Source organism: Streptomyces sp. CA-251247 (assembly GCF_050952975.1).
GTDB classification, from domain to species: Bacteria; Actinomycetota; Actinomycetes; order Streptomycetales; family Streptomycetaceae; genus Streptomyces; species Streptomyces achmelvichensis.
In genome coordinates, this window is record NZ_CP191861.1 from 6211288 (window position 1) to 6229976 (window position 18689).

The 18689-nt window shown below is 70.6% G+C and carries 16 protein-coding genes and 1 pseudogene; 14 read left to right on the top strand and 3 right to left on the bottom strand.

All coding sequences use genetic code 11. The features are described 5' to 3' along the window. Positions 1 to 501 precede the first annotated feature (501 nt). Positions 502 to 1017, bottom strand: coding sequence for a GtrA family protein (locus ACQPWZ_RS27570; protein ID WP_433572635.1), 516 nt, complete (start codon positions 1015 to 1017; stop codon positions 502 to 504). A gap of 510 nt (positions 1018 to 1527) precedes the next feature. Between ACQPWZ_RS27570 and ACQPWZ_RS27575 the strand changes: the two genes are divergently transcribed. The 5 genes from ACQPWZ_RS27575 (at position 1528) to ACQPWZ_RS27595 (ending at position 6774) form a co-directional block, all read left to right on the top strand. After that, positions 1528 to 2058 carry a toxin-antitoxin system HicB family antitoxin gene (locus ACQPWZ_RS27575; protein WP_383241899.1) on the top strand — a complete coding sequence of 177 codons (531 nt, stop codon included), beginning with the start codon at positions 1528 to 1530 and terminating at the stop codon, positions 2056 to 2058. Positions 2059 to 2136: 78 nt separating this feature from the next. After that, on the top strand, positions 2137 to 2982 hold the full coding sequence (locus ACQPWZ_RS27580; RefSeq protein ID WP_433572636.1) for a DUF4097 family beta strand repeat-containing protein: 846 nt from the start codon (positions 2137 to 2139) through the stop codon (positions 2980 to 2982). A gap of 64 nt (positions 2983 to 3046) precedes the next feature. Then, entirely contained in the window at positions 3047 to 4072 is a 1026-nt protein-coding gene (locus ACQPWZ_RS27585) for an ATP-binding cassette domain-containing protein (protein ID WP_433572637.1), read from the top strand. Continuing rightward, positions 4069 to 4860, top strand: coding sequence for an ABC transporter permease (locus ACQPWZ_RS27590; RefSeq protein ID WP_433572638.1), 792 nt, complete (start codon positions 4069 to 4071; stop codon positions 4858 to 4860). Before ACQPWZ_RS27585 ends, ACQPWZ_RS27590 begins: the two co-directional genes overlap by 4 nt. Positions 4861 to 5454: 594 nt before the next feature. Beyond that, on the top strand, positions 5455 to 6774 hold the full coding sequence (locus ACQPWZ_RS27595; protein WP_433572639.1) for an aldehyde dehydrogenase family protein: 1320 nt from the start codon (positions 5455 to 5457) through the stop codon (positions 6772 to 6774). 27 nt (positions 6775 to 6801) lie between these two features. Here the strand turns inward: ACQPWZ_RS27595 and ACQPWZ_RS27600 are convergent, their stop codons facing one another. Next, positions 6802 to 7788 (bottom strand): aldo/keto reductase, encoded by a 987-nt coding sequence (locus ACQPWZ_RS27600; RefSeq protein WP_433572640.1) that lies wholly within the window; start codon positions 7786 to 7788, stop codon positions 6802 to 6804. Positions 7789 to 8036: 248 nt separating this feature from the next. On the opposite strand from ACQPWZ_RS27600, the gene ACQPWZ_RS27605 reads away from it, so the two are divergent. From ACQPWZ_RS27605 to mmuM, 7 genes and pseudogenes are all read left to right on the top strand, one after another. After that, positions 8037 to 8468, top strand: coding sequence for a nuclear transport factor 2 family protein (locus ACQPWZ_RS27605; protein WP_356702124.1), 432 nt, complete (start codon positions 8037 to 8039; stop codon positions 8466 to 8468). Between the two features lie 78 nt (positions 8469 to 8546). Then, a complete protein-coding gene (locus tag ACQPWZ_RS27610; RefSeq protein WP_327679321.1) occupies positions 8547 to 8963 on the top strand; it encodes a cell division protein SepF in 417 nt (138 codons plus the stop codon). A gap of 56 nt (positions 8964 to 9019) precedes the next feature. Beyond that, the gene (locus ACQPWZ_RS27615; RefSeq protein WP_356702127.1) at positions 9020 to 10189 is read left to right on the top strand and encodes an ATP-binding protein; all 1170 of its coding nucleotides are present in this window, start codon (positions 9020 to 9022) and stop codon (positions 10187 to 10189) included. Continuing rightward, positions 10186 to 10518: a nucleotide pyrophosphohydrolase gene (locus ACQPWZ_RS27620; protein WP_340475939.1), complete on the top strand. Its 333-nt coding sequence runs from the start codon at positions 10186 to 10188 to the stop codon at positions 10516 to 10518. The genes ACQPWZ_RS27615 and ACQPWZ_RS27620 overlap by 4 nt, the downstream gene beginning before the upstream one ends. 190 nt (positions 10519 to 10708) lie before the next feature. Continuing rightward, positions 10709 to 11203 (top strand): annotated as a pseudogene (locus ACQPWZ_RS27625) (DUF6099 family protein); the annotation flags it as partial. Positions 11204 to 11671: 468 nt separating this feature from the next. After that, positions 11672 to 12595: an LLM class F420-dependent oxidoreductase gene (locus ACQPWZ_RS27630; protein WP_356702129.1), complete on the top strand. Its 924-nt coding sequence runs from the start codon at positions 11672 to 11674 to the stop codon at positions 12593 to 12595. A 5-nt stretch (positions 12596 to 12600) separates the two neighbouring features. Continuing rightward, positions 12601 to 13524 carry a homocysteine S-methyltransferase gene (gene mmuM, locus ACQPWZ_RS27635; RefSeq protein WP_433572641.1) on the top strand — a complete coding sequence of 308 codons (924 nt, stop codon included), beginning with the start codon at positions 12601 to 12603 and terminating at the stop codon, positions 13522 to 13524. A 99-nt stretch (positions 13525 to 13623) separates the two neighbouring features. Here the strand turns inward: mmuM and ACQPWZ_RS27640 are convergent, their stop codons facing one another. Then, positions 13624 to 14145 carry a GNAT family N-acetyltransferase gene (locus ACQPWZ_RS27640; RefSeq protein ID WP_340475943.1) on the bottom strand — a complete coding sequence of 174 codons (522 nt, stop codon included), beginning with the start codon at positions 14143 to 14145 and terminating at the stop codon, positions 13624 to 13626. Positions 14146 to 14318: 173 nt separating this feature from the next. Between ACQPWZ_RS27640 and ACQPWZ_RS27645 the strand changes: the two genes are divergently transcribed. Further along, on the top strand, positions 14319 to 15866 hold the full coding sequence (locus ACQPWZ_RS27645) for a 3' terminal RNA ribose 2'-O-methyltransferase Hen1 (protein ID WP_433572642.1): 1548 nt from the start codon (positions 14319 to 14321) through the stop codon (positions 15864 to 15866). Further along, positions 15863 to 18418 carry a polynucleotide kinase-phosphatase gene (locus ACQPWZ_RS27650; RefSeq protein WP_433572643.1) on the top strand — a complete coding sequence of 852 codons (2556 nt, stop codon included), beginning with the start codon at positions 15863 to 15865 and terminating at the stop codon, positions 18416 to 18418. Before ACQPWZ_RS27645 ends, ACQPWZ_RS27650 begins: the two co-directional genes overlap by 4 nt. Positions 18419 to 18689 lie beyond the last annotated feature (271 nt).

Consider the following 18689-nt stretch of genomic DNA (forward strand, 5'->3'; position numbering starts at 1 on the left):
GTCGGACTCTCGAGGTGCATGGGAACCGCCGGAACCTCGGGTGCTCCCCGCACCCGAAGCCCCCTCTTGGGCCCCAAGAACTGATCATCCCCACATCTGGCGGTGAGGATACGACTGCTGACTTTCCGTAGTGCCGGACTTGTCGGTCACTACTGGTCGCGTTGTGTCCGAGACTGGTCGTCTCGTGCCCGAGCGGTTGAAGCACGGTCAATCTAGACCAGCAGGGCCGATCTGTAGAGAGGATGTGTGCAATTTGTGGTCAAGCTTTGAGGCTGGACTCAACTGCCGGTGTCTACAGGTGACTTGATGCCATCGTGCGCTCAGGAGCGCACGATGCGAGGGTGTCGGTGTCCGGCGGCAAGTTCAAGAGCGCCCCGCCGCGCCACGGTCCGAGTGCGGGCCGGCGGCCCAGGCGCCGATGAGGGGTGCGTCGCGAACAGCCGGCGCTCGACGTGCGGGCAAGCTTGATCAATCCCGAGCGGCAGATGCCCGGCGGAACCGTCAGGCGGCGCAGCAGAGCGCTTCGGAGCCGGCCGGGATCGAGGGCCGGCCCACGGTCAGGTGCACCGGGTGGGCGTCCGCCGCGCCCTGCGAGCGCTTGCGTGCGAAGACGACGAGACGCAGCACCGCGAACCGCGCGACACCGGCCAGTGCGGAGGCGGACAGGTAGGCGACCTGCTGGGGCAGCGCGCCGGGCTCCGAAGCCAGTTGGTGCAGAACGAGCATCGCCACACAGGTCACCGTGTACGCCGCCGCCGCGGATCCGGCCGACTGCACATGCTGGCGCCAGGTCGCGCGCCCACCCGCGCCGAAGGTGAAGCGTGCGTGCAGCTCGGTGGCGAGGAGCGTGGAGACCGCGGTGATCAGAGCGTTGGCGAGGGCCCAGGGGATCCAGGAGGCGAGGGCCGCCACGGCGAAGCTGGAGGCCAGCCCCACCCCGCCGCCGCAGAGCACGAAGCGGGCGAAGGCGGTGACGGCGCCGGGCATCGCCTGCTGCTGACCCTGTGCTGTCTCCATGGTCCGACCCCTTCGGCTCTCACTCTGCGAAAACGCGCACCCCTCGACCGCGGGGCCGGAGGCTGTGCTGCCATAGTGGCACATAAATGGCGCCACGTGGAGCCATATTCGGCATCGCGCGTGCCGCCCGCAGTGTCGTGGCGGGGCGTGAATCGCGAATGCGCAGGTCGGAGGCTCGATGTAGTGCCGGAGGTTCGGTGCCTGCCCTTCGTCGTCGCGGGTCGCGGGTGCTGGGTGGAGGCAGTTCCCCTCGCGCATTCTCTGAAGGGACCCCTCTGGGCGGGCTCCCGGAGGTCGATCGTCGAACCTCGCGGCGCCTGGCGATGCCAGTCGGCGCCATCAGGTGCCTCGATGGTGGCGTCCAGGAGGCCGTGAATCCATGTGGTGCCGCGCTGGCGCAATCTGATGATGACGCATTTCCGCAGCTCAGAGCCTTCAGGTTGATCGGAGACGGTGATTGCTTCCCGTGGGTACTTGCCTGTGATGCCACTGTGGTGCCATGATGACGTCATGGACCTCACGCCGTATGTCGACAACCTGCGCCGCGAACTCGCGGTGGCCGCCGAAGCCGGCGGCGAAGAAGCCCGCGAAATCGCCGAGCGCCTCACCGCTCCCCTGGAGTCGGCGACCCGCCTGACGATGCTCAACGTGCTCTCCGCCGCGATGGACGAGGTCACCCGTGAACTCGCCCCGGGTTCGGTCGACGTACGGCTGCGCGGACTCGACCCCGACTTCGTGGTGACACGGCCGGCGGGCGACGAGGCGTACGAAGAGGGGAGCGGGCCGGCCGAGCCGCTCAGGGCTCCGGCTCCGGCGCCCGCCGACGGCGACGAGGGCGGTACCGCCCGCGTCAATCTGCGCCTGCCGGCCCACCTCAAGGCGCGTGCCGAGGAGGCCGCGGCTCGCGAGGGCCTGTCGGTCAATGCCTGGCTGGTGCGGGCCGTGTCGGCCGCGGTCGACGGTGGTACTCAGTCGCGTACGTCGGAGAAGACCCGAGCCACCCGCACCGTCGGAAACAGCTTCACGGGCTGGGTGCGCTAGCCGCGCCCCGCTCCCACTTCACTCACACCACGTCCCACCAGCAGGGACGCCGCGAAGACCCAAGAGGACGGGACAGCCATGCCTTCTTTCGACACCCCTCTGCCGATCTCGGTCACCGCCAACGTGGCCGCCGGTTCCATCCAGTTCACCGCGACCGACCGCCACGACACCGTCGTCGAGGTGCGGCCCCGCGACCCGAAGAAGGACAAGGACGTCCGGGTCGTCGAGCAGACCGAGGTCACCTATTCCGGCGGTGTGCTGACCATCAGGACACCCAAGGGTCCCTACCTCATCGGGCCCACCGGCAGCGTCGACGTGACGGTCGAACTGCCCACCGGCTCGCGCATCGACACGACCGGCTCCTGGACCCAGGTGCTCGGCGAGGGCCGGCTCGGCGAGGTCCGCGTGAAGACCTCGTCGGGTGACGTCCGCCTGGACGAGACGGGCCCGCTCCAGCTGACCGCGTCGCACGGTTCGATCACCGTCGGTCAGGTCGAGGGCCTGGCCGAGATCACCACCAGTTCCGGCAGTGTGCGCGTCGGTGTCGTGGACGGCCCGGCCGTTCTGAAGAACTCGCACGGCTCCACGAACGTCGGCGCCGCGATCGGTGAGCTGCGGGTGAGCGGAGCCAACGGCGACATCGACATTCAGCGCGCCGAGAGCTCGGTCACCGCGACCACCGCCCACGGCACCCTGCGCGTGGGCGATGTGGCCCGTGGCACCGTCCAGTTGGAGACCTCCTACGGCGCCATCGAGATCGGCGTCCGCGAGGGCACGGCCGCCTGGCTCGACGTCAGCTCGAGCAACGGGCAGGTGCGCAACGGGCTCGCCTCCTCCGACAACCCGGACAAGACCGACGAGACCGTCGAGGTCAAGGCCCGCACCCGCTACGGCAACATCGACATCCGCCGCGCCCGCGCCTGACTGCCAAGTCTCCGCCCACCAGCCCCACTTCACCGCTCACCGCTCCTTCGAATGGGAGGGCCTCATGCCTTCTTCTGTCATGCCCACGTCCAGTCGGTCCGGCGGTTCCCCCTCGCCGGCCGCAGTATCCGCCGTCGGTCTGCGCAAGTCGTACGGCGACAAGACCGTCCTCGACGGCATCGACCTCGTCGTGCCGGCCGGGTCCGTGTTCGCGCTGCTCGGTCCGAACGGCGCCGGCAAGACCACCGCCGTGAAGATCCTCTCCACGCTCATCGCGGCCGACGGCGGGCAGGCCCAGGTCGCGGGCCACGATCTGGCTGCCGAGCCGCAGGCGGTGCGGGCCGCGATCGGTGTCACCGGGCAGTTCTCCGCTGTCGACGGTCTGATCACCGGCGAGGAGAACATGCTTCTGATGGGGGACCTGCACCACCTGTCCCGTGCCGAAGGGCGGCGTACCGCAGCTGAGTTGCTGGAGAGATTCGACCTCACGGACGCGGCGAAGAAGCCCGCATCCACCTACTCCGGTGGCATGAAGCGCCGTCTCGACATCGCCATGACGCTGGTCGGTGATCCGCGGATCATCTTCCTGGACGAGCCGACCACCGGACTCGACCCGCGGGCCCGGCACAACATGTGGGGCATCATCCGTGAGCTGGTCTCCGGCGGCGTCACCGTCTTCCTCACCACGCAGTACCTGGAAGAGGCGGACGAACTCGCCGACCGCATCGCCGTCCTGAACGGCGGGAAGATCGTCGCCGAGGGCAGCGCCGACGAGCTGAAGCGGTTGATCCCCGGCGGACACGTCCGAATCCGCTTCACCGACCCGGCCGCCTACCAGTCCGCCGCCGTTGCCCTGCATGAGGTCACCCGGGACGACGAGTCGCTGTCGCTGCAGATCCCGAGCGACGGCAGCCAGCGTGAGCTGCGCTCGATCCTCGACTGGCTGGACTCCGCCGGAGTCGAGGCGGACGAACTGACCGTGCACACCCCCGACCTCGACGACGTGTTCTTCGCCCTGACCGGCCCCACCGCAGGCCCCTCTGCCGGCTCCACCGCCGTCCCCAACCAGTCCAAGGAGACCGTCCGATGAGCGCCCTCTCTCTCGCCGTCCGTGACTCGAACACGATGCTGCGGCGCAACCTGCTCCACGCTCGGCGCTATCCGTCGCTGACCCTGAACCTGCTGCTCACTCCGGTCATGCTGCTGCTGCTCTTCGTCTACATCTTCGGCGAGGTGATGAGCGCGGGCATCGGCGGCGGCGGAGCCGACAGATCCGAGTACATCGCGTATCTCGTCCCGGGCATCGTGCTGATGACCATCGGCTCCACCACGATCGGCACCGCGGTCTCCGTCTCCACCGACATGTCCGAGGGCATCATCGCCCGCTTCCGCACCATGGCGATCCACCGCAGCTCCGTCCTCATCGGACACGTCGTCGGCAGCGTCCTTCAGGCGGTCGCCAGCGTGGTCCTCGTCGGCGCGGTGGCAGTGGCCATCGGCTTCCGCTCCACCGACGCCACCGTTCTGGAGTGGCTCGCGGCGCTCGGACTGCTCGTGCTCTTCGCCACGGCGCTCACCTGGATCGCCGTCGGGATGGGCCTGATCAGCCCGAACGCCGAGGCTGCCAGCAACAACGCCCTGCCGCTGATCTTCCTCCCGCTCATCTCCAGCACCTTCGTCCCGGTCGACGCGATGCCGGGCTGGTTCCAGCCGATCGCCGAGTACCAGCCCTTCACCCCGGCCATCGAGACCCTGCGCGGTCTGCTGCTCGGCACCGAGATCGGCCACAACGGGTGGCTGACCGTGGTCTGGTGCGTGGGGCTCGCCGTCCTCGGTTACGTCTGGTCCAAGTCGGTGTTCAACCGCGACCCGAAGTAGGGGGTGGCAGCTTGCGGGCCGCACCCGCGGATCGTCCTCCGGGGCGGCGTACTCCGACATCGCGTCGGCGTACGCCGCCCCGTTGGTTCTGCCGCCGCTTCCCGCCTCGGCGACTCAGGCATCTTGAGCCAGAGGAGTTGGGCCTTGGGAGAGGCGGACGCGGTGACCTCAGGTGCATCGGCTGCTGCGTGGGTCTGGCCGCCGCGGTCGTCGCCGCGCTCATTCCCGTCCGTGCCGTGGCCGCGGCACCGCTGCCCGAAGGCGGGGAGCAGCCCTCGCCCAAGGTGCCGCAGGCGCGGGCCTGACACGATGCGACGCGGTCCGGGCCCGTACCGAGGTGGGGCCCGGCCGGACCTTCGGGGTCGGACGGACGGGATGGGCGAGCCGCGCCACCCCGATCGCGCCGGACAGGCCCCTCGCGGTCTCCCGGAGCGGCCGCACCACGTCGCCCCGCGGACGCACCACCTCACCCCCGCAGCCGTATCCCCGCTCGCGCGGGGAAGTCGCACACCAGCGCCGGAATGTCTCCGTCCGCCAGAACGTTGGTATCTGCAACGACCGACACCGAAGCTCCCACGTCACCAGCGAGGAAACGTGAACCAGCACAGCCCCGAGCAGCCCGCCGACATCGTTCCCCGTCTGCGGGCCACGTACCGCGCCGGCCGAACGGCCCCCGTCGACTGGCGTACGGCCCAGCTCCGCCGGCTGCGCGAGATGCTCACCGAGCACGGCACCGACCTCGCCGACGCCCTCCACGCCGACCTCGGCAAGAGTTCCACCGAGGCCTTCCGTACCGAGATCGACTTCACGGTCCGCGAGATCGACCACACGCTGGAGCACCTCGACGACTGGCTGTGCCCGGAGCCCGCGCCCGTCCCCGCGCACATCGGCGAGGCGACGGCCTGGACCCAGTACGACCCGCTGGGCGTCGTTCTTGTGATCGCGCCGTGGAACTATCCGGTGCAGCTGCTGCTGACGCCCATGATCGGCGCGCTCGCCGCGGGCAACGCGGTGGTGGCCAAGCCCAGTGAGATGGCCCCGGCCACCTCTCTCGTCCTCGCGCGCCTGCTGCCGCGGTTCCTCGACACGGACGCCGTGGCCGTCGTCGAAGGCGGGATTCCCGAGACCACCGCCCTCCTCGCGGAGCGCTTCGACCACATCTTCTACACCGGCAACGGGACGGTCGGCCGCATCGTCATGACGGCCGCGGCCCAGCACCTCACGCCGGTCACGCTCGAACTGGGCGGCAAGTCACCCGTGTTCGTCGACCGGGACGCCGACCCCACCACGGTCGCCGCCCGCCTGGCGCGCGGCAAGTTCCTCAACGCCGGCCAGACATGCGTCGCACCCGACTACGTCCTCACCGATCCGGACACCGCTCGCGCCCTGGAACCCGCCCTGACCGAGGCCGTGCGGCAGCTGTACGGCGCCGAGCCGGCGATCTCCCCCGAGTACGGCCGGATCGTCAACGATCGCCACTTCGACCGGCTCTGCGGCCTGCTGGACTCCGGACGCGTGGTGGTCGGCGGTACCACCGACCGCGACCGCAAGTACATCGCCCCGACCGTCCTGGCCGATGTCGACCCCGGCGCCCCGGTCATGCAGGAGGAGATCTTCGGCCCGGTCCTGCCCATCGTCACCGTTCCCGGACTGGATGAGGCCATCGACTTCATCAACGACCGCGACAAGCCGCTGGCGCTGTACGCCTTCACCGAGTCGGCCGACACCCGCCGGCGGCTCGCGGCGGAGACGTCCTCCGGCGGCCTCGGATTCGGTCTGCCGCTCGCCCATCTCACCGTCTCCGACCTGCCGTTCGGCGGAGTCGGCGAAAGCGGCATGGGCAACTACCACGGCCGGTACTCGATCGAGACGTTCAGCCACCGCAAGGCCGTCCTGCAGAAGCCGCTGGGCTGAGGGCCGCCGGCCGGGTTGCCCGCCGGGTCAGTACGCCGCATCCAGCCGCTCCCGCTGCTGCTCCGTGAGCTCCAGGTCGACCGCCTCCAGGCTCTCGTTCAGCTGCGCCACCGAGGACGCCCCGACGAGGGGAATCATGGGAACCTCCCCGCCGATCAGCCAGGCCAGCACCACCTGGTTGACGGTCGCGCCGGCCTCCTTCGCCACCTCGTGCAGCGCCGCCAGCCGTACCGGCGTGCCCGCATGCTCGAAGTCGCTCCCCAGCGGCTTGTCCTCCCGGACGTACGCGCCGGACAGCAGTGGCGAGTAGGCGACCAGCGGCAGCCCGGGTTCGGAGCGCAGATAGCTCAGCAACTCCCCGCTCACCACGCCTTCCTGACCGTCGGGCGATCGACGGCTCGGGAAGTCGGTGCGCCGGCGCAGATAGCTGTGGTGGTACTGAAGAACCTCGTACCCCGGCAGACCGGCGTCCCTGGCCAGGGCCCGGGCACGTTCGACCTGCCAGGCCCAGTGGTTGCTCACCCCCAGCAGACCGACGCTGCCGTCGGCGACGAGCCCGGCGAAGGCTTCGACGGTCTCCTTCATCGGCACCCGCCGGTCCTGGGTGTGGGCGTAGAGGAGATCGATCTTCTCCACGCCCAGGTGCTTGCGGCTCCGCTCCGCGGACTCCCGGATCACCCGCGCCGACAGCCCTTCGATGTCGTGGGAGAACGTGGTGCTGGGCCTGTTGGGCCGTCCGCCGAGTTTGGTGGCGATCACCACCTCGTCCGTGACTCCGCGGCTGCGCCGCCAGCGGCCGAGGAGCTGCTCGCTCTCCCCGCCCTGGCTTCCGGTGTTCCAGAACGCGTAGTTGTCGGCGGTGTCGATGAAGGTGCCACCGGCCTCGACATAGCGGTCGAGCACGGCGAACGACGTGGTCTCGTCGGTGGCGGTGCCCAGCAGCATGGCGCCGAGGCTCAGGACGCTCACCTCGCGGCGGGTTCTCGGGTCCTCACCGATCGTGCGGTATCTCATCCCGGTTCCTCTCCTGCGCCGTGGTGCCAGGGCGCAGGAGAGGAGTCTGGATCTTCGAGAGTACTCCAAGTCAACCCCTGGCGTGGACAGTTGCCGAGGCGCGTCGGGTCGGCGGCGCTTGCCGCGGCCGTCGGGTCCGCGTTCACCCCTTCCGTCGTCCGCACTCGGCGTGATAGTCAAGAAACTGACTAGTCACTATTCTGACTATGGCATCCATGCAGAGTCAGTCCGGGAAGCCTGGAGGAACCATGACGAGCACCACCGACCGATTCCGCGCAGCCGTGGAGAGCCGTGATCTCACCGCTCTGGACGATCTGTTCACCGAGGACGTGCGCTTCTACAGCCCGGTCAAGTTCAAGCCCTTCGAGGGCAGGCCGATGGTGATCGGCCTGTGCAATGTCCTGTTCCGTACCTTTGAGGAGTTCCGCTACGTCGGACGGCTCGACGGCACCGGGGAGACCGCGGACGGCAAGGAGGCGCCGTCCGAGATCCTGGTCTTCCGGGCCACGGTCAACGGCAAGCAGATCCATGGCCTCGACCTCCTTCAGTTCGACGAGTCGGGAAGGATCAAGGAGTTCACCGTGATGGTCCGCCCGCTGTCCGCCGTGCAGACCATGGCGGACGCCGTGTTCGCCGGTCTGGTCGCCGACGGCCTCGTGCCCGCACCCGCCGAGGGCTGACCCCGCGCGCCCGATCCGTGCCCGACTCACCCGTGTCGCTGTTGGGCCGAACGGGTGAGGCGCGCCAGGATGGGGAGCATGAGTAGGTACGAGAGGTACGACGTCACCGACGAGCAGTGGGAGGGCCTCGCCCAGGTCGTCCCCCTGCGCAGCCGTAACGAGTGGCCGTCGCGTGTCGACCACCGGACCGTCCCCCACGACTACGAGGCCGTCGAGCAGCGCCGGTTCGTCGTTCTGCGCGTGCAGGTCTTCGCCGACGCGCGCGAGGTCGCCGAGTACCTCGTCGCGCAGATCCCGGTCCTGCTCGACCTGACCGGCGCCGACACCGATGTCGCCAAGCGCATCCTGGACTTCAGCAGCGGTGTCGTCTTCGGCCTCGGCAGCGCCATGCACCGGGTCGACCGGAACGTCTTTCTGCTCGCCCCCGTCGGCACCGAGGTCGAGGGCCTGGCAGCCGCCACCGACACCCTGAGCCGCTCCGTCCCCCGTTCGTAGGAAGGTCGCCGAGGCGGAACGGTTCGGCGTGTCGAACGCTGCGTACGGTCCGGTTCATGACCACCAGCAGTCCGCTCACCGGCCCGGATTCCGTGCCGGCCGGCGCACCCAGTGCCCGCCCGACCGTCACCGAACTGCGGCTGTCCGCCTTCCGCAAGCACCGGGGAGCGACGTATCCCGTCGCCCCGCTCACCCTCTTCGCCGGGCCCAGCGGCAGCGGCAAGTCCAGTGTCCTCCAGGCGTACGAGGCGCTGGCACGGCTCGGCGCGGGCGACGAACTCGACGAGGCGTTCCCGGACCCGGCGGCCTGTGTACCGGAGTCGGCGGGGCCCGACGCACAGGGGCGACGGGGATTCCGCATCGGCTGCACGGTCGACGGTCCCGTGGGCCCGGTACGGCTCGACCTCGCCGTCCAGGCCGAACCCGAGCTGCGCATCGTCGGCGAGCGGTTGAGCTGCGGGCGCCAGACACTGCTCACCACCGCGCTGCGTGACCCAGGACGGGCCACGGTCCAAGCTGCCTGGCACACCGCCGGATCCGTGTCCGTGACCCGCGCACCGCTCCCCGACGACCGGCTCGGCACAGCGCTGCTGCCCTTGCGCGTGGCCGGCAAGACGGACGGCCAGTTACGCGTGCTCGCCGCTGCCGAACAGGTGGTGGTCGCTCTGCGCTCGGTCTTCGCCTGCGACCCGCAGCCGTACGGCATGCGTCGGCCGGTGGCGGCGGGGGAGGGCAGGCTGCGACGGGGCTGCGACAACCTCGCCGAAGTGCTGCACCGCACGCGCAGCGAGTGTGCCAGGCGTCATGCCCGGCTGGCCGCGGCGGCCCGCACCGGATGCGCCGGGGATGTGGCGGATCTGGCCGTGGAGGAACTGGGTGACGGGACGGTACGGGCTCTGCTCGGCCGGGGCGAAGGGCGGGACGCGACGCCCGTGGGGCGGCTCGGGGAAGGCGAGTTGAGGTACCTGGGACTCGCGCTGGTGCTGCTCACCGGGCCCGGCGTGCTCGCGATGGACCAGGCGGCGGAGGTGCCGTCCGCGTATCAGTCCCTCACCGTCCTCGCGGACGGCTTCGACCGCTGTCTCGACCCGCGGCAGGCACGCGAACTGGCCCTCTTGGCCGCGGAGATGACGGCACGCGGGCATGTACGGCTGGTGGGGGCCGTCGCCGATGCGGGCTTCGCGCGCGGGGTGGAGGGCGTGACGGTGGTAGATCTGGTCCCGTGACGAGACACGACGGACTGGATGTGGCCGGGTTGCAGCGCAGGCTCGCCGAATTCGCTCAGGCGCGCGGCTGGGAGCCGTACCACACCTCGAAGAATCTGGCAGTGGCGCTCAGCGTCGAGGCGGCCGAACTGGTGGAGATCTTCCAGTGGTTGACGCCCGAGGAGTCGGCGCGCGTGATGGAGGACCGGGAGAAGGCGCACCGGGTGCGGGACGAGGTCGCCGATGTATTGGCATACCTGCTCCAGTTCTGCGAAGTGCTCGGTGTGGACGCGCTGTCGGCACTCTCCGACAAGATCGACCGCAACGAGACCCGCTTCCCGGTGAAGTGAACTCCAGGTGGAATGAGAGGGTCCGGAAGCCTGTTGATCATGCTTCTGTCACTCTCCGGAGTTGTCTACTTATCCACAACCGCCTTGCTGTCCACAGATTTCCGAATTCCTCTGGCGTTCAGGCTCAACCGCCTTCACTCTGGGTAATGAACTGAGTGGGCAGTAAGTCGTACGAACGGGGGCGGCGTTCATGGACGCGGAGCGGCTCATCGACGCGAGTCGACATGCCTTGGCACAGAGCAGGGAAGTGCCGGACATCGTGGCGGAGGCCTGGCAGGCCCAGGCCCTCGCCCAGGCGATCGGAGACAGGCTGGCGGCCCACGGGCCACTGGAGGTGAGAGGCGAGGCGCGCGGACTCAGCGAGATCGGCGGAGGCGGCGGTTCCGCGCTGGACCACCCGGTCGTCCGCAGCGCCGGGATCAGAGCCGCGCAGCTCTCCGGGGTGGCCGACGCACGAGAGACGCTGATCGGACTCGGCGCGCTGCTGGGCGACGTGGGGATCGCCCTGGTCGGGGTGGCCTGCGGCACCGACGAGGAGGGTCTGTACTGGCAGTGCATCGAGGCCATAGACGCGGCCGACGAGTCGAACGACCGGGTGCGCGGGATGCTGCGACGGCTGACCGCGCGGGAAGCGGCGAGACCGCCTGATGCGGTCAGAGCGAGAGCCGGACCTGCGGCCACCCCGTCCGTTCGGAGTGACTCTCCGGCCGAGCGCCTGACGAAGCCGTCCGAGGCCGGTCCGCCGTGCCCGCGTGGCGCGTCCGGGCAGTCCGGGCCCCCGGCGCCGCCCGGGAGGTCCGGGCCGTCGGAGCTGCCGGGCACGTCAGGGACATCAGGGACGTCGGGGCCGGTGGTCATGCCGGATGCGGTGGACTCGGCGGCGGGTACATCGTGACCGGTGCGTGTGCCGGGCGCGGCGCGGGCGCGTATGCCGACTCGGTGCGGGTGCGGGTGCGGGTGCGGGTGCGGGTGCCGGAGGCGGCGCCGGCTCGGGCGAGGGTGCCGGGCATGGCGCGGCCCCGGGTGCCGGTGGGGGTGCCGGTGTGCCACGACCGGTCTTGTGCCCCGGGGCACGGTGTTCACCCGACCGTGGCAGGGCGGGACTGGCCACGACGGTGGGGTTGACTCACCCTCGAAGGTGCAGGATGGATGTATGGATCTTCGAATCTTCACCGAGCCCCAGCAAGGGGCGAGCTACGACACCCTGCTGACCGTTGCCAAGGCGACCGAGGACCTCGGCTTCGACGCCTTCTTCCGGTCCGACCACTATGTCGCCATGGGCTCCACCGACGGGCTTCCCGGGCCCACCGACGCATGGATCACCCTGGCCGGACTCGCCCGTGAGACCAGCCGGATCCGGCTCGGGACCCTGATGACCGCGGGCACTTTCCGGCTTCCGGGCGTGCTGGCCATCCAGGTGGCCCAGGTCGACCAGATGTCGGGCGGCCGGGTCGAGCTGGGCCTGGGCGCCGGCTGGTTCGAGGAGGAGCACAGGGCCTACGGCATCCCCTTCCCCAAGGAGAAGTTCGCGCGGCTGGAGGAGCAGCTCGCGATCGTCACCGGGCTCTGGGCGACGGAGGTCGGCAAGACGTTCTCCCACACGGGCCGGCACTACCAGCTGACCGATTCGCCCGCGCTGCCCAAACCGGTCCACGGCAAGGTGCCGGTGCTGATCGGCGGACACGGGGCGACCCGCACCCCGCGCCTCGCCGCGCAGTACGCCGACGAGTTCAACATCCCCTTCGCCTCCATCGAGGACAGCGAGCGCCAGTTCGGCCGGGTCCGCGCCGCCGCGGAGGCGGCCGGGCGCGCGGCCGGCGACCTGGTGTACTCCAACGCCCTGGTCGTCTGCGTGGGCAAGGACGACGCCGAGGTGGCCCGCCGAGCCGCCGCCATCGGCAGGGACGTCGACGAGCTCAAGGCGAACGGACTGGCCGGCTCGCCCGCCGAAGTCGTCGACAAGATCGGGCGGTACGAGGCGATCGGCGCGTCCCGGCTCTACCTCCAGGTCCTGGACCTGCACGACCTGGAACACCTGGAGCTGATCTCCGCACAGGTCCAGTCCCAGCTGAGCTGACACCTGTGCAGCCCGCCCGTTCGCTCGCCGCCGCCCTCGCCGAAGGCACCGTCGTCCTCGACGGAGGCCTCTCCAACCAGCTGGAGGCCCAGGGATGCGATCTGTCCGACGACCTCTGGTCGGCCAGGCTGCTCGCGGACGATCCGCGGCAGATCGAGGCGGCCCACGCCGCGTATGTCCGGGCGGGTGCACAGGTCCTCATCACCGCCAGCTATCAGGCGACGTTCGAAGGCTTCGCCCGCCGGGGCGTGCGCCGTCCCGAGGCGGCGAAGCTGTTCGCCCGCAGCGTGCGTCGGGCCCGGGCCGCCGCGGAGTCGACACAGAACGAGGTGTGGGTGGCGGCCTCGGTGGGGCCGTACGGAGCGATGCTCGCCGACGGGAGCGAGTACCGCGGGCGGTACGGGCTGTCCGTGCGGGAGCTGGAGCGTTTCCACCGGCCCAGGATCGAGGCCTTGGCCGAGGCAGGGCCCGATGTCCTCGCCCTGGAGACGGTGCCGGACCTCGACGAGGCCGAGGCCCTGCTGCGCGCGGTCGACGGCTGCGGGATTCCCGTGTGGCTGTCGTACAGCGTCTCGGGTGACCGGACCAGGGCCGGCCAGCCGCTGGCAGCCGCCTGCGAACCGGCCGCCGGGCACGACCAGGTGATCGCGGTGGGCATCAACTGCTGCGAGCCGGACGACGCCGGCCCCGCGGTCGAGCAGGTGGCCGCGGTGACCGGAAAGCCCGTCGTCGTGTACCCCAACAGCGGCGAACAGTGGGACGCCGGTGCGCGGCGATGGCGGGGCGGGCCGACCTATGATCCCGCTCGCTCAGCGGACTGGGCCGCGTCGGGCGCCCGTCTGATCGGCGGCTGCTGCCGGGTGGGTCCCGACACGATCGCCCGCGTCGCCGCTCTCACGCGTGGTGGCGGCTGGACCCCTGACGGGTAGGTCACGACCGGTCGGCCGTCGCGAGCCGGATGCGATCGCACGCACCGGACGCCGCGAACCCCGCCCTCCCGGCGGACGACGACACTTTGCGGACCCTCCCTAAGCGCGCGGGTCGGCAAGCGCCGACGCGTCGGGCCAGGTGATCTTGTAGTACGTCAAGCGTTCGTCCTCCGCGAACTGCTCCATACCGGCTGCGGTCATGACGCGCTGGGACGCGATGTTGTCGCGGTCGGTGTCACCCTGCACGCAGGTGATGCCGCGTGCGCGGGCGAATGCCAGCAGAGCGCGGAGCGCCTCGGAGGCGTATCCCTTGCCCTGCACGGACGGGATCAGACCGTAGCCGATCGTGACGCTGCCGCTGTGGTCCGCGGGACCGTGGAAGCCCGTCCCGCCGATCGCCTGTCCGTCCTCGCGCAGCCGGATCTCATAGGCGCCGAAGGGCTGGGGATCACCGGTGCTCGCGCACACACCCAGGAAGCGCCTGGCTCCGGCCACGTCCCCGTCGGTCGGGTATCCGGGCGCCCACCGGGTGCTGCTGTCCGGCTCGCCCGCCAGCACGCGTTCCGCGTCGCCGGGGCTCATCGGATGCAGTACGAGCCGCGCTGTCACAAGGTCGTCCATGGTGCTGAGGTAGCACGCGGGGCGGCCGGAACGCATGCGGATTACTGGGCCGAACCTCCGGCGCCCGAAGCAACCGCAGGTGCGCCGCGGCCTGCCGCCGCGCCCGTCGACCCGCTTCCGTCCGACAAGGAATTCCCTGGTCGGGACCGGTGAATGCGGCCATACTCGGACGGGTGTTCCTGACGATCAGCACCACCGGCACCCCAGAGCGTCCCGCGACCGACCTCGGCTTTCTGCTGCACAAGCATCCCGACAAGGCGCAGACGTTCTCCACCTCGCACGGCACGGCGCACGTCTTCTACCCCGAGGCGTCCGCCGAGCGGTGCACTGCCGCACTTCTGCTGGAGGTGGATCCGGTGGCGCTCGTGCGGCGCGGCAAGGGCAAGGGCCGTGGCGGCGCGCCCGACGCGGCGCTCGCGCAGTACGTCAACGACCGCCCCTACGCCGCGTCCTCACTGCTCTCGGTCGCCATGACCACCGTGTTCAAGAGCGCCCTGCGCGGCGTGTGCGCCGCGCTTCCCGAGCGCGCCGAGGCACCTCTGCCGCTGCGGATCGAGGTGCCCGCCATGCCCGCTCGCGGTGGCGCCGAACTGGTGCGGAAACTGTTCGGGCCGCTGGGCTGGACCTCGGTGGACGCGCGGCCGGTGGCGCTGGACGAGCAGTTCCCGGAGTGGGGCGACTCCCGCTACGTACAGCTGGTGCTGGAGGGGGAGCTGCGGCTCTCCGACGCGCTGCGGCAGCTGTATGTGCTGCTGCCGGTGCTCGACGACGCCAAGCACTACTGGGTCGCGCCCGACGAGGTCGACAAGCTGCTGCGGGCGGGCGAGGGCTGGCTGGCCGAGCACCCGGAGCAGAAGCTCATCACCAGCCGCTATCTGTCACGGCGCTGGGGGCTGACCCGGCAGGCGATGGAACGTCTCGAACTGGTCCGCCTCGCCGAGGCCGACGACCTCGAGGTCGAGGCCGTGGACAACGCCGTCGACGAGACGACCGACACCGAGGAGCGGCCCGTGCCGCTCGCCGTGCAGCGGCGGGACGTGATCCTCGAGGCGCTGCGCGCGGCCGGTGCGGGCCGGGTGCTCGACCTGGGCTGCGGGCAGGGCCAGTTGGTGCAGGCGCTGCTCAAGGACGCGCGCTTCACCGAGATCGTCGGGGTCGATGTGTCCGTACGCGCCCTGACCATCGCCGGGCGGCGGCTGAAGCTGGACCGCATGGGGGAGCGCCAGGCCGCACGCGTCCGGCTGATGCAGGGCTCGCTCACGTATACCGACAAACGGCTGACCGGCTATGACGCGGCTGTTCTCAGCGAGGTCATCGAGCATCTCGACCTGCCGCGGCTGCCCGCCCTGGAGTACGCGGTGTTCGGGTCCGCCCGGCCGCATACCGTGATCGTGACGACGCCGAACGTCGAGTACAACGTCCGCTGGGAGACGCTGCCCGCCGGACACGTCCGCCACGGCGACCACCGCTTCGAGTGGACGCGCGAGGAGTTCCGCGGCTGGGCGACGGGCGTCGCCGAACGTGACGGCTACAGCGTCGCGTTCGTCCCCGTCGGGCCCGACGACCCCGAGGTCGGACCGCCGACCCAGATGGCCGTGTTCACCAGGAACGACAGCAAGAGCGACATCGAGAACGACAACGGCAGCAAGAGCGACACCGACAGCAGGAACGACGCCGGGAACGGCACTACCGGGACCGAGAAGGAGGCGAAGGCCGCATGACCACGACCAGTACCACCGCCGCGCCGGCGAAGCGCGTGCTCCCCGTCACCGACCTGTCCCTCGTCGTCCTCATCGGCGCCACCGGGTCGGGCAAGTCCACGTTCGCCCACAAGCACTTCAAGCCCACCGAGGTCATCTCCTCCGACTTCTGCCGGGGGCTCGTCGCGGACGACGAGAACGACCAGAGCGCCAGCGGCGACGCCTTCGACGTCCTGCACTACATCGCGGGCAAGCGGCTCGCCGCCGGGCGGCTGACCGTCGTCGACGCCACCAGCGTCCAGTCCGAGAGCCGTCGTCAGCTCGTCCAGCTGGCACGGCAGCACGACGTGCTGCCCATAGCGATCGTCCTCGACCTGCCGGAGGATGTGTGCGCCGAACGCAATGCCGCACGTCCCGACCGTGCCGGCATGCCCCGCCACGTCATCTCGCGCCACCGCCGCGAACTGCGCCGCTCCCTGCGCGGCCTGGAGCGCGAGGGCTTCCGCAAGGTCCACATCCTGCGCAGCGTGGAGGAGGTCGAGGCCGCCGAAGTCGTCCTGGAGCGGCGCTACAACGACCTCACCCACCTGACGGGGCCGTTCGACATCATCGGCGACATCCACGGCTGCAGCTCCGAGCTGGAGACGCTGCTCGCCGCGCTCGGTTACAGCGACGGCGTGCACCCCGAGGGGCGTACGGCCGTGTTCGTCGGTGACCTGGTCGACCGCGGTCCGGACAGCCCCGGCGTCCTGCGCCGCGTGATGTCCATGGTCGCCTCCGGCAACGCGCTGTGCGTGCCCGGAAACCACGAGAACAAGCTCGGCCGCTACCTCAAGGGACGCAACGTCCAGCACACGCACGGACTGGCCGAGACCATCGAGCAGCTGGACAAGGAGGACGACGCGTTCCGGGCGCAGGTGCGGGAGTTCATCGACAGCCTGGTCAGCCACTACGTCCTGGACGGGGGCAACCTGGTCGTCTGCCACGCCGGACTGCCCGAGAAGTACCACGGCCGCACCTCCGGCCGGGTCCGCTCGCACGCGCTGTACGGCGACACGACCGGCGAGACCGACGAGTTCGGGCTGCCCGTGCGCTATCCGTGGGCCGAGGACTACCGGGGGCGGGCCGCGGTGGTCTACGGCCACACTCCGGTCCCCAGCACCTCATGGATCAACAACACCATCTGCCTCGACACCGGCGCGGTGTTCGGCGGAAAGATGACGGCGCTGCGCTGGCCCGAGCGCGAACTGGTCGACGTACCGGCCGAGAAGGTCTGGTACGAGCCGGTCAGGCCTCTGCTCACCGAGGCACCGGGCGGCCGCGAGGGCCGGCCGCTGGATCTCGCCGACGTCCAGGGACGCCGGGTCGTGGAGACCCGGCACATGGCACGGATCGGTGTGCGCGAGGAGAACGCGGCGGCGGCGCTGGAAGTCATGAGCCGCTTCGCCGTCGACCCTCAGCTGCTGGCCTATCTGCCGCCGACGATGGCACCGACGGCCACCTCGAAGGCGGAGGGCTTTCTGGAACACCCCGTCGAGGCGTTCGCGCAGTACCGCGCGGACGGTGTCGAGAAGGTCGTGTGCGAGGAGAAGCACATGGGTTCGCGGGCGGTGGCGCTGGTGTGCCGCGACGCCGCTGCCGCGCGCGAGCGGTTCGGGGTCGAGGGACCGACGGGCGCGCTGCACACCCGTACCGGCCGGCCCTTCTTCGACGACCCGGCCGTCACCGAGGAGATCCTGGAGCGGCTGCGGACGGCCGTGACCGAGGCGGGGCTCTGGGACGAGCTGGACACGGACTGGCTGCTGCTCGACGCGGAGCTGATGCCGTGGTCGCTGAAGGCCTCGGGCCTGCTGCGCTCGCAGTACGCGGCGGTCGGTGCCGCGGCCGGGTCGGTCTTCCCCGGCGCCACGGCCGCCCTCGACAAGGCGGTCGCGCGCGGTATCCCGGTCGACGGCCTGCTGGCCACGCAGCGCGAACGGGCCGCCGACGCGGCCGCGTTCACCGAGGCGTACCGGCGCTATTGCTGGACGACCGAGGGGCTGGAGGGGGTGCGTCTCGCGCCGTTCCAGATCCTCGCCGTGCGGGGGCGTTCGCTCGCGGGTGTGCCCCACGACGAGCAGTTGGTCTGGCTGGACCGCCTGGTGGAGCACGACCCCACCGGTCTGCTCCAGGTCACCCGCCGGCTCGTCGTGGAGACGGCCGACGCGTCCTCGGTCGCGTCCGGGGTCGACTGGTGGCTGGAGATGACGGGGCGGGGCGGCGAGGGGATGGTCGTCAAGCCGCTCGGGGCGCTGGCCCGCGACGGGAAGGGCCGCCTGGTGCAGCCGGGCATCAAGGTCCGCGGCCGCGAGTACCTGCGGATCATCTACGGCCCCGAGTACACCCGCCCGGAGAACCTGGAGCGCCTGCGCGGCCGGTTCCTGAACCACAAGCGTTCGCTGGCGCTGCGGGAGTACGCGCTCGGTCTCGAGGCGCTGGACAGGCTGGCCGACGGGGAGCCGCTGTGGCGGGTCCACGAGGCGGTGTTCGCGGTGCTGGCACTGGAGTCGGAGCCGGTGGACCCGCGGCTCTGACCTCCCGGCAGGCGCGGGCCGGGCCCGGCGGCCGGATCTGCCGCCGCGGCCCGGTCCGGGGTCCGCCGCCGCGGCGGACCCCGGACCCGCACCCCGGACGCGAGGCCGTTGCAGTACCGAGGGCGCGCCGGAACCCGCACAACGGTGTGCAGGTGTCCGTGCGCGAGGGCGAACCGCCGTCGAAATGCCCGATGCGGCGGCGGCAAACATCAGGATTCATCGTTTGACTGGCCATTCGCCGGGTGAACGGCGCATCGCGCGGTGAGGATGG